12 protein-coding genes are annotated in these 9268 nt (G+C 68.8%); 4 read left to right on the top strand and 8 right to left on the bottom strand.

Going from position 1 to position 9268, the window contains the following annotated elements; all coding sequences use genetic code 11:
- Nucleotides 1-4 precede the first annotated feature (4 nt).
- The 3 genes from EOINJALH_RS15500 to EOINJALH_RS15490 all read left to right on the top strand — a co-directional run bounded on the left by EOINJALH_RS15500 (nt 5) and on the right by EOINJALH_RS15490 (nt 2801).
- Entirely contained in the window at nt 5-1276 is a 1272-nt protein-coding gene (locus EOINJALH_RS15500) for a M48 family metallopeptidase (protein ID WP_088281597.1), read from the top strand.
- On the top strand, nt 1276-2172 hold the full coding sequence (gene rsgA, locus EOINJALH_RS15495) for a ribosome small subunit-dependent GTPase A (protein WP_088281595.1): 897 nt from the start codon (nt 1276-1278) through the stop codon (nt 2170-2172). Before EOINJALH_RS15500 ends, rsgA begins: the two co-directional genes overlap by 1 nt.
- A gap of 62 nt (nt 2173-2234) precedes the next feature.
- Complete coding sequence (locus EOINJALH_RS15490; RefSeq protein ID WP_088281593.1) at nt 2235-2801, top strand: class I SAM-dependent methyltransferase; 567 nt, start codon at nt 2235-2237, stop codon at nt 2799-2801.
- 13 nt (nt 2802-2814) lie between these two features.
- On the opposite strand, the gene EOINJALH_RS15485 is transcribed toward EOINJALH_RS15490, so the two are convergent.
- The 6 genes from EOINJALH_RS15485 to rpsP all read right to left on the bottom strand — a co-directional run bounded on the left by EOINJALH_RS15485 (nt 2815) and on the right by rpsP (nt 6766).
- A complete protein-coding gene (locus tag EOINJALH_RS15485) occupies nt 2815-3801 on the bottom strand; it encodes a CobD/CbiB family protein (RefSeq protein WP_088281591.1) in 987 nt (328 codons plus the stop codon).
- A gap of 31 nt (nt 3802-3832) precedes the next feature.
- Nucleotides 3833-4534, bottom strand: coding sequence for a CoA pyrophosphatase (locus tag EOINJALH_RS15480; protein WP_088281589.1), 702 nt, complete (start codon nt 4532-4534; stop codon nt 3833-3835).
- Nucleotides 4535-4631: 97 nt separating this feature from the next.
- A complete protein-coding gene (gene rplS / locus EOINJALH_RS15475; protein ID WP_088281587.1) occupies nt 4632-4985 on the bottom strand; it encodes a 50S ribosomal protein L19 in 354 nt (117 codons plus the stop codon).
- 69 nt (nt 4986-5054) lie between these two features.
- Nucleotides 5055-5810: a tRNA (guanosine(37)-N1)-methyltransferase TrmD gene (gene trmD, locus EOINJALH_RS15470; protein ID WP_088281585.1), complete on the bottom strand. Its 756-nt coding sequence runs from the start codon at nt 5808-5810 to the stop codon at nt 5055-5057.
- Nucleotides 5811-6386 (bottom strand): ribosome maturation factor RimM, encoded by a 576-nt coding sequence (gene rimM / locus EOINJALH_RS15465; protein WP_088281720.1) that lies wholly within the window; start codon nt 6384-6386, stop codon nt 5811-5813.
- Nucleotides 6387-6502: 116 nt separating this feature from the next.
- Entirely contained in the window at nt 6503-6766 is a 264-nt protein-coding gene (gene rpsP / locus EOINJALH_RS15460; RefSeq protein WP_088281718.1) for a 30S ribosomal protein S16, read from the bottom strand.
- A 187-nt stretch (nt 6767-6953) separates the two neighbouring features.
- Here rpsP and EOINJALH_RS15455 point away from each other — a divergent pair, with 187 nt between their 5' ends.
- Complete coding sequence (locus tag EOINJALH_RS15455) at nt 6954-7460, top strand: NINE protein (RefSeq protein ID WP_234413864.1); 507 nt, start codon at nt 6954-6956, stop codon at nt 7458-7460.
- 49 nt (nt 7461-7509) lie between these two features.
- Here the strand turns inward: EOINJALH_RS15455 and EOINJALH_RS15450 are convergent, their stop codons facing one another.
- Together EOINJALH_RS15450 and EOINJALH_RS15445 are read right to left on the bottom strand one after the other, a co-directional pair.
- Nucleotides 7510-8526: an inorganic phosphate transporter gene (locus EOINJALH_RS15450; protein ID WP_088281583.1), complete on the bottom strand. Its 1017-nt coding sequence runs from the start codon at nt 8524-8526 to the stop codon at nt 7510-7512.
- A 22-nt stretch (nt 8527-8548) separates the two neighbouring features.
- Complete coding sequence (locus EOINJALH_RS15445; protein WP_088281581.1) at nt 8549-9196, bottom strand: DUF47 domain-containing protein; 648 nt, start codon at nt 9194-9196, stop codon at nt 8549-8551.
- Nucleotides 9197-9268: the final 72 nt, after the last annotated feature.

Genomic DNA, 9268 nt, shown 5'->3' with positions numbered 1-9268 from the left:
GCCCATGTCTCCCACCCTGATCAGCCTGCTCTTCGCCGCGGCCCTGGTGGCGTCGCTGGCCACGCGCCTGTGGCTGGCCACGCGCCAGATGAAGCATGTGGCCCTGCACCGCGACAGCGTGCCGGCCGCCTTCGCCGGCACCGTGCCGCTGGCCGCCCACCAGCGCGCGGCCGACTACACCCTGGCCAAGGGCCGGCTGGGGCTGCTGACCACGGCCTTCGGCACGGCGGTGCTGCTGGGATGGACGCTGCTCGGCGGCCTCGATGCGCTCAATGCCGTGCTGCGCGACACGCTCCAGCCGCGCTTCGGCGACATGGCCTACCAGCTGGCGCTGCTGGCCGCCTTCGCGCTGATCGGCAGCCTGCTCGACCTGCCGTTCGACCTGTACGGCACCTTCCGTGTCGAGCAGCAGTTCGGCTTCAACCGCACCACGCCGGCGTTGTATTTGGCCGACCTGGCCAAGGGGCTGGCCGTGGGTGCGGTGATCGGCCTGCCGCTGGCCGCGCTCATCCTGTGGATCATGCAGGCCACCGGCACGTGGTGGTGGCTGTGGGCCTGGGCCGCCTGGGCCGGCTTCAACCTGCTGATCATGGTGCTGTACCCCACCGTCATCGCGCCGCTGTTCAACAAGTTCTCGCCGCTGTCCGACGATGCGCTGGTGGCCCGCGTGCAGGCGCTGATGCAGCGCTGCGGCTTCCAGGCCAAGGGCCTGTTCGTGATGGACGGCAGCCGCCGCTCGGCCCACGGCAACGCCTACTTCACCGGCCTCGGGGCCGCCAAGCGGGTGGTGTTCTTCGACACGCTGCTCGCCAAGCTGTCGCCCGGCGAGGTGGAGGCCGTGCTGGCGCACGAGTTGGGCCACTTCAAGCACCGGCACGTGCAGAAGCGCATCGTGATGATGTTCGGCGCCAGCCTGGGTGGTCTGGCGCTGCTGGGCTGGCTGGCGGGCCAGGTCGGCTTCTACACCGGCCTGGGCGTGACCCCCAACCTGGGCGCGCCCAACGATGCGCTGGCCTTGTTGCTGTTCGGCCTGGTCGTGCCGGTGTTCGGTTTCTTCGCGTCGCCGGTGATGGCGATGCTGTCTCGCCGCCATGAATTCGAGGCCGATGCCTATGCCTGCGCGCAGGCCAGCGCCGCCGATCTGTCGAGCGCGCTGCTCAAGCTGCACGAGGACAACGCCGCCACGCTGACGCCCGATCCGCTGTATGTGCGCTTCTACTACTCGCACCCCCCGGCCAGCGAGCGTCTGGCAGCGCTCGCGCCGCGGGCGGCCTGATGGCGGGACCGCAGGCCACCGGGCGGGTCGTCGGCGCGCATGGCCGGCATGTCGTGGTCGAGTCGCCGGACGGCGCCCGGCGCCTGTGCCACACCCGGGGCAAGAAGACCGAGTGCGTGGTCGGCGACCTCGTGGCCTGGCAGCCCAGCGGCGACGAAGGCGTGGTCGAGCGCACGCTCGAGCGACGCAACCTGCTGTTCCGCCAGGACGAGTGGCGCAGCAAGTCCTTCGCCGCCAACCTCGACCAGTTGCTGGTGTTGGTGGCCGCCGAGCCGATGTACGCCGAGACGCAACTCACCCGCGCGCTGATCGCCGCCACGCAGGCGCACATCCCGAGCCTGATCGTGCTCAACAAGACCGACCTGCCGCAGGCGGCGGCCGCGCGAGAGCGCCTGGCACCCTATCGGGCGATGGGCGTGGACGTGGTCGAGCTGTCGCTGAAGGGCGACCCCGAACAGGCCCGCCAGACGCTCGCGCCGCGGCTGGCCGAGCGGGCCACGCTGGTGCTGGGTCCCAGCGGCATGGGCAAGAGCACGCTGATCAACCTGATGGTGCCGGCCGCCGCGGCCCAGGTCGGCGAGATCTCGATGGCCTTGAACACCGGCCGCCACACCACCACCACCACCACCTGGTACTGGCTGGACGATGCGCGTCACGCGGCGCTGATCGACTCGCCGGGCTTCCAGCAGTTCGGCCTGCACCAGGTGGGTCCGGCGGAGCTGCCCACGCTGATGCCCGACCTCGCGCGCCATGCCGAGTGCCGCTTCTACAACTGCACCCACCTGCACGAGCCGGGGTGCGGCGTGCGCGCCGCGCTGGAACGAGGCGAGATCAGCCCCTCGCGCTACCGCATCTACCAGGAACTGCACGCCGAACTGTCGACGACACGCTGGTAGGCCGCCCGCGGGCTTTCGGGGTATCCTGCCGCGCTTCCACGTTCATCCGGGTCGGGTCGCGCATGCCGTTCAGCCAAAGCAGTCAACTCAGTGCCATCGTCGGCTTTGCCGAGCGGCTGCAGCCCGCGTCGGTGCTGGACGTGGGCACGGGCATGGGCCAGTACGGCTTCCTGCTGCGCACCAACCTCGAAGCCATCAACCTGTTCGACATCGACGGCGCGCGCGGCACGCAGCGCCCGCGCGAGCGCTGGAGCGTGGTCATCGACGGCATCGAGGGCTTCGCCGAGTACCTGACGCCGGTGCACCACTACGCCTACAACCGCCTGATGATCGGCGATGCGCTGGCCCTGCTGCCCGGCATCGCCGACGCCTCGTACGACCTGGTGATGGCCATCGACATCCTCGAGCACTTCGACGTCGACCAGGGCGGGGTGTTCCTTCGGCACTGCCGTCGCATCGCGCGGCGTGCGGCGCTGGTCAGCACGCCCAAGAGCTTCGTCGCCCAGGAGGTCGAGGCCAACCCGCTCGAGAACCACCGCTCGCTGTGGACGCAGCAGATGCTGCAGGATGCCGGCTACGGCACCGAGATTGCCAACGACGAGAGCTGGATCGCCGTCTGCGCGAAGTAGGCCCGGCCCGCGATCAGCCGACCAGGTTGGCCAGGGTCAGCAGGGCCACCAGCAGCATCCACAGCACCACCGATCGCCACACCAGGCCCACCACGCTGCGCAGGTGATCGGCCAGTGGCGGGGTGCCGCCGGTCGAGCCGGCCGAACCGGCCGGGCCCGTGGGGCCGGCCTCGAAGGTGCGAGAGCGCTCGGGCGTGACCCCCGGCGGGGCCTGTCCGCCCAATTGCACGCCCACGGCCCCGGCCGCGGCGGCCAGGATGACGCCTTCGTTCGACCGCTGCCACAGTGCCGCATCGCGGCGCCAGCTGTTGATGGCCTCCTCGAAGTTGCCCACGACGGCGAAGCCGAAAGCCGTCAGGCGCGACGGCACGTGGTCGATCAGGTCGAAGACCTGCTGCGAGATGTGCATCAGCCGCTCATTGGCCGGCATGCCGAGTGTCTTGCTGGGGTAGGTCCAGTAGCGGCTGGCGAACTCGGCCATGCGATAGAGCACGGCGCCCACCGGCCCCAGGCCGAGCGTGGACAGCAGCACGAACCAGAAGAACACGCCGAAGACATGCCGGTGCGCTGCCAGCAGCGCGTGCTCGATGACATGGCGCAGCAGTTCGGTGCGCGGCAGCTCGCTGGCGTCCAGGTGGCGCCATTCGGCCAGCAGGCGGCGGGCTTCCAGTTCGTCGCCGCGGTCGAGCGCGTCGCGGATGTCGGTGAAGTAGTGGCTGAACTGGCGGAAGCCCAGCGTCAGGTAGAGCACTGCCACGTCGAAGCCGAGGGCGAGGATCAGGCTGTGGTACTGGATGCCGAGGTACAACGCGGCCACGGCAATGCACGGCCCGAGCACCGACACGGCCCACACCACCCACGCATGGTGTTCACGGCCGGCGTCGAAGTTGCGACCGGTCCAGCCAACCCAGGACACCAGCGCGTGGTGGATCCAGTTGTCGCGCGGAAGCGGCTTCAACTGTTCGATCACCAGGGCCAGCAGGACGGCGAAGAAGCTCATCGCCGAGCATCATACCCAGCGCCCTTCGGCACTATGCGGCGAGGAAGCGATAGAGGTTGCGCAGCATGGCCGCGGTGGCGCCCCAGATGAAGTATTCACTGGGTTCACCGTCCGGCCCGGCGCCACGCCACGGCATCGACAGGAACTGCCGCTGCTGCCCCAGCATCTCGAAGGCGTGACGACGGTGGTGCGCCGGCGTCATCAGGAACTGCAGCGGCACCTCGAAGGCCTCGGCCACCTCGAAGCCGTCCAGTGCCAGGGTGAAGTCGGGACGCACCAGGGCCACCACCGGTGTGACGATGTAGCTGGTCACCGTGGTGTAGTGCGGCAGCGCGCCGATCACGTCCACATGGGCCCGATGCAGCCCGACTTCCTCCTCGGTCTCGCGCAGCGCGGTGGCCACGGCGTCGTCGTCGTGCTCCTCGGCCCGGCCGCCCGGGAAGCTGATCTGTCCGGCATGGTCGCGCAGGTGATCGGTGCGGCGCGTCAGCAGCACCTTGAGGCCGTCGTCGCGCATGACCAGTGGCACCAGCACCGAGGCGGCGGTGGGTTCGCGGTCGAGGTTGAAGCGCTTGCCGTCCCCGGCGATCTCGGGCGTCCACTCGGGCCTGGCCTCGAAGCGGCGGCGCACGGCCTGCGGCGTCAGCAAGTCGGCCGCCACCGCGGGCAGGTGGTCGTCGATGCCGACGACGGGGATGGCGTGCGGGTCGACGATGCGGGGAAGCTTGCTCACCCGCAGAGGATAGCGCGCCAGAAGCAGACAAGCCGCCCGAAGGCGGCTTGTCGGGCGCGTCGGCCGGTGCAGGGTGCCACCGGCCGGCGGGTGCCGATCAGGACAGCTTTTCCTTGATCCGCGCGCTCTTGCCCGAGCGCTGGCGCAGGTAGTACAGCTTGGCCCGGCGCACGTCGCCGCGGCGCTTGACTTCGATCGTCGCGATCAGCGGGCTGTACAGCTGGAACGTGCGTTCCACGCCTTCGCCGCTGGAGATCTTGCGGACGATGAAACTGCTGTTGAGGCCGCGGTTGCGCTTGGCGATGACCACACCTTCGTAGGCCTGGACCCGCTTGCGCGTGCCTTCGACCACGTTGACGTTGACGATCACGGTGTCGCCCGGGGCAAACGACGGGATCGTCTTGCCAAGCCGGGTGATTTCTTCCTGTTCGAGAGTGCGGATCAGGTCCACGAGGAGGCTCCTTGCGTGCGATCATGGCGGCGCTCAAAATGGCCCGGCAGAGGATCGAAAAGCCCTCGATTATAGCTGAAGCGCCCGAAGGGTCCGTTCGTCGTCCGCGCTCAACCTGCCAGCGGCGCGGGCGGCCTCGATCAGGTCGGGCCTTCGCCGCGCGGTGAGGGTGACCGACTGGGCCCGCCGCCAGCGCGCGATCTCGGCGTGGTGGCCCGACAACAACACCGCCGGCACCGCGAGCGGACCTTCGGCCGTTTGCAGCACCTCGGGGCGGCTGTAGTGCGGACAGTCGAGCAGGCCGTCCGAGAAGCTGTCCTGCTCGTGGGACAGCGCGGTGAGCACGCCCGGCTGCAGCCGGGCCACGGCGTCGAGCACGGCCAGCGCCGGCAGTTCGCCCCCCGACAGCACGAAGTCACCCAGGCTCACCTCCATCGTGACGTGGCGGTCGATGACACGCTGGTCGATGCCTTCGTAGCGGCCGCACAGCAGCACGGCGCCAGAGCCATCGGCCAGTTGGCGCACCAGCGCCTGGGTCAGCGCGCGGCCGGTCGGCGTGAAATGGATCACTGGGGCCGTGGTCATCGCGCCGCGGTCGCTGTGCACGGCGGCCAAGGCACGCTCGAGCGGCTCGGCCAGCATCACCATGCCCGGACCGCCGCCGAACGGTCGGTCATCGACCCGGCGGTAGGCGTCCTCGGCAAAGTCGCGCAGGGGCCAAAGCCGCACCTCGACCTGCCGCGATTCGAAGGCGCGACGGGTGATGCCCTGGGTGAGGTGCGGGCCGAACAGCTCCGGGAAGAGCGTGACGACGTCGAACCGCATTCAGTAGTCCAGGCCCCAGTCGACGGTGATGCGGCGCTTGGCGAGATCGACGTCGTCGATGTAGGCGGCCACGAACGGGATCAGCCGCTCGGCCGTCGCGGGCGGTGTGTCGTCGGTCGCGTCGGGCCGTCTCAGCCGCAGCACGCTGTGTGCGCCGGTGTCGAGCAGGTCGATCACGCGGCCAAGGGCTTCACCTTCGCGGTTGACGACGTCCAGCCCGAGCAGGTCGATCCAGTAGTACTCGCCGTCACCGGCGGTGGGGAAGCTGGACCGCGCCACGAACAGGCGCGCACCCTTCATGGCTTCGGCCGCATTGCGGTCGGGCAGTTCCTGCGCCCCGGCGATCACGCTGTCGCCATGCGACTTGGCCTGGTTGATGCGCAGCAGCGGTGGCATCGGCGTGGTGACGGGGCCTGGCGCCTCCGGTGGCTGGACGAACCAGCGCCGCGAGGAGAACAGTGCCTTCGGGTCAGACGAGAAGGGCTGGACCCGGATCAAGCCCTTGATGCCCCATGGGCCCAGCACCCGTCCGACCTCGACGGCATCGTCGGGGAAGGGCGGTTCGGTGTCAGCCATGGTCACAGGCCGGTGTTCCGATGTCCATGCCGGCCTGCCAGCGCAACGGCTGGCATGGGCATGGAACTGGAGTGTGGACGGACGGCCCGGCGCATCGGTGCGGCAGGCCGCGCCGTTCAGGCCGCGGGAGCGACCTGGGCCTTGGCGGCGTCGCCGACCAGGCGCTTGACGGTGGGCGACAACTGCGCGCCGACGCCCGCCCAGTAGCTGACGCGGTCCAGCGCCACGCGCAGCGGCTGCTCGCCGCCTGCGGCCATCGGGTTGTAGAACCCGACGCGCTCGAGGTAGCGACCGTCGCGACGTTCGCGCGAGTCGGCCACCACGATGTTGTAGAAGGGGCGCTTCTTGGCGCCGCCGCGAGCCAGTCGAATGACGACCATGATGATCTTCCGGAACTTGGTTTGCGACCGGCTGGACAAGGAGACACTCGAGTCCAGGTCGATCATGTCGCGGTTGCGCTGAGGCAGCGGCCGCACGCTTCGGCTCCGTAGATACGCCGGTGTTCCCACCGACCAGCGCCGAAACCGACGATTATAAACTGCAAGGTTGTTCCCGCCAGTGCCTTCGATGCCAACACCTGCCAACGACCCCTCCAGCACCCTGGTGCACGACCTGCATGAAGCCCGTGGAGGCTCGCCGGGCCGCCCGCCGCGCTCCAAGACGCTGGCCACCTGGTTGGCGCTGCTGCTGGGCAGCCTCGGCGCGCACCGCTTCTACCTGCACGGTCGGCGCGACCTCTGGGCCTGGCTGCACCCGATGCCCACGCTGCTGGGCCTGGCGGGGGTGATCCGCATGCGCACGCTCGGGCAGGACGACCATGCCGCCTGGCTGCTGATCCCGGTGCTCGGCGTGATGCTATCGATCGCCATGCTCGCGGCCATCGTCATCGGCTTGACGCCCGACGAGCGCTGGGCCGCGCGCTTCAGCCCTGGCGTTCCGATGCGGCCCAGCGGCTGGGCGGCGGTGATCGGTGTCGTCGTGGCCTTGATGCTGGGGGGCGGCGTGTTGATGGGCACGCTGGCCTTTGGAGGTCAGAAGTACTTCGAATACCAGACCGAACGTCGGCAGGGCTGATTCCGCCGCCACCGTGCGTGTTCGATCGCGGATGGCCGGTGCGCCGGGATCAGAACAGCTTCAGGCTGACCCAATAGGACACAGCGGCCACGAAGGCCGACGCCGGGATCGTGAAGACCCAGGCCCACACGATGTTGCCCGCCACGCCCCAGCGCACTGCCGACGGGTGGCGCACCGCCCCGACACCGACGATGGCGCCGGTGATGGTGTGCGTGGTGGATACCGGTATGCCCATCGCCGTGGCGATGAACAGCGTCATGGCGCCGCCCGTTTCGGCACAGAAGCCGCCCACCGGTTTGAGTTTGGTGATGCGCTGGCCCATGGTCTTGACGATGCGCCAGCCGCCGAACATGGTGCCCAGGCCGATGGCGATGTAGCAGGACCAGATCACCCAGGACGGCGGCATCTTGTCGCTGGCCACGGCGTAGCTCGGGCCGGCGGCGATCAGCAGCATCCAGATGATGCCGATGGTCTTCTGTGCGTCGTTGCCGCCGTGGCCCAGCGAATAGGCGCCGGCCGACACCAGTTGCAGGCGGCGAAACCACCGGTCCACGCGCAGCGGGGGCGTGCGCCGGAAGATCCAGGCCACGACCACCATCATCATCGAGCCGAGCAGGAAGCCGAGCGCGGGCGACACGAAGATGAAGGCCACCGTCTTCATGACGCCGGCACCGATGAGCTTGCCCGCACCGGCCTTGGCGATGACCGCACCGACGATGCCGCCGATGAGTGCATGCGATGAACTCGAGGGGATGCCGTACCACCACGTGATGACATTCCAGGTGATGGCGCCGAGCAGGGCGCCGAACACCACGTGGTGATCGACGACGCCGGGCTCGACGATGCCCTTGCCGATCGTGGCCGCCACCTTCAACTGGAACACCGAGATCGCCAGCACGTTGAAGAACGCCGCGAACAGCACGGCCTGCTGCGGCTTGAGCACGCCGGTGGAGACGACGGTGGCGATGGAATTGGCCGCGTCGTGGAAGCCGTTCATGAAGTCGAACGCGAGCGCCAGCACAACCAGCATCGCGACGACCCAGAAACTGATCTCGAGGGAATCCATGGCGAGCGAGGACGACCCTGGGTCAGGAGTTCTCGAGGACGATGCCCTCGATCATGTTGGCCACGTCCTCGCAACGGTCGGAGATCGACTCCAGGTGCTCGTACACCGCCTTCAGCTTGATCAACTCGCGCACGTCGATGTTGTCCCGGAACAGCTTGCTCATGGCCGACCGCATCACCCGGTCGGCATCGGATTCGAGGCGGTCGATCTCCTCGCAGGTCTTGAGCGCGGCCTCGGCCACGGCGGGCTGGCTGATCGTGGGCAGCAGCGTGACGGCGTGCTGCACGCGCTCGCAGCAGCGGGCCGAGATCTCGCCCAGGCGCAGCACGTCCTCGCTGACGCTTTTCAGGTCGTACAGGGCCATCACCTCGGCCGAGTCCTGCAGCAGGTCGAGGATGTCGTCCATTGCGTTGATCAGGCCGTGGATCTGCTCGCGGTCGATCGGCGTGATGAAGGTCTTGTGCAGCAGGCGGTTGACCTCGGCCGTGATGCGGTCGGCCTGCTTCTCGGCGGCGTCGACCTCGGCCGTGTACTTCTCGCGCAAGATGGCGTCGCTGTAGTTCTGCACCAGGCCCATGAACGATCGCGCGCCGTCGGCGATGTACTTGCCGTGCTCGTTGAAAAGCTCGAAGAAATTGCCTTCGCGCGGCAAGAGCTTGCCGAAAAACATGGGGGATCTCCAGGGAGCGGGCGGGCCCGGTCGGGCCGGCGCGCGGGTGTCATCGAACCGTCATCGGATCGT

The sequence above is a fragment of the Ideonella sp. A 288 genome (assembly GCF_002198735.1).
Lineage (GTDB): Bacteria > Pseudomonadota > Gammaproteobacteria > Burkholderiales > Burkholderiaceae_C > Pseudaquabacterium.
This window is presented reverse-complemented; position numbering and strand designations above follow the sequence as displayed.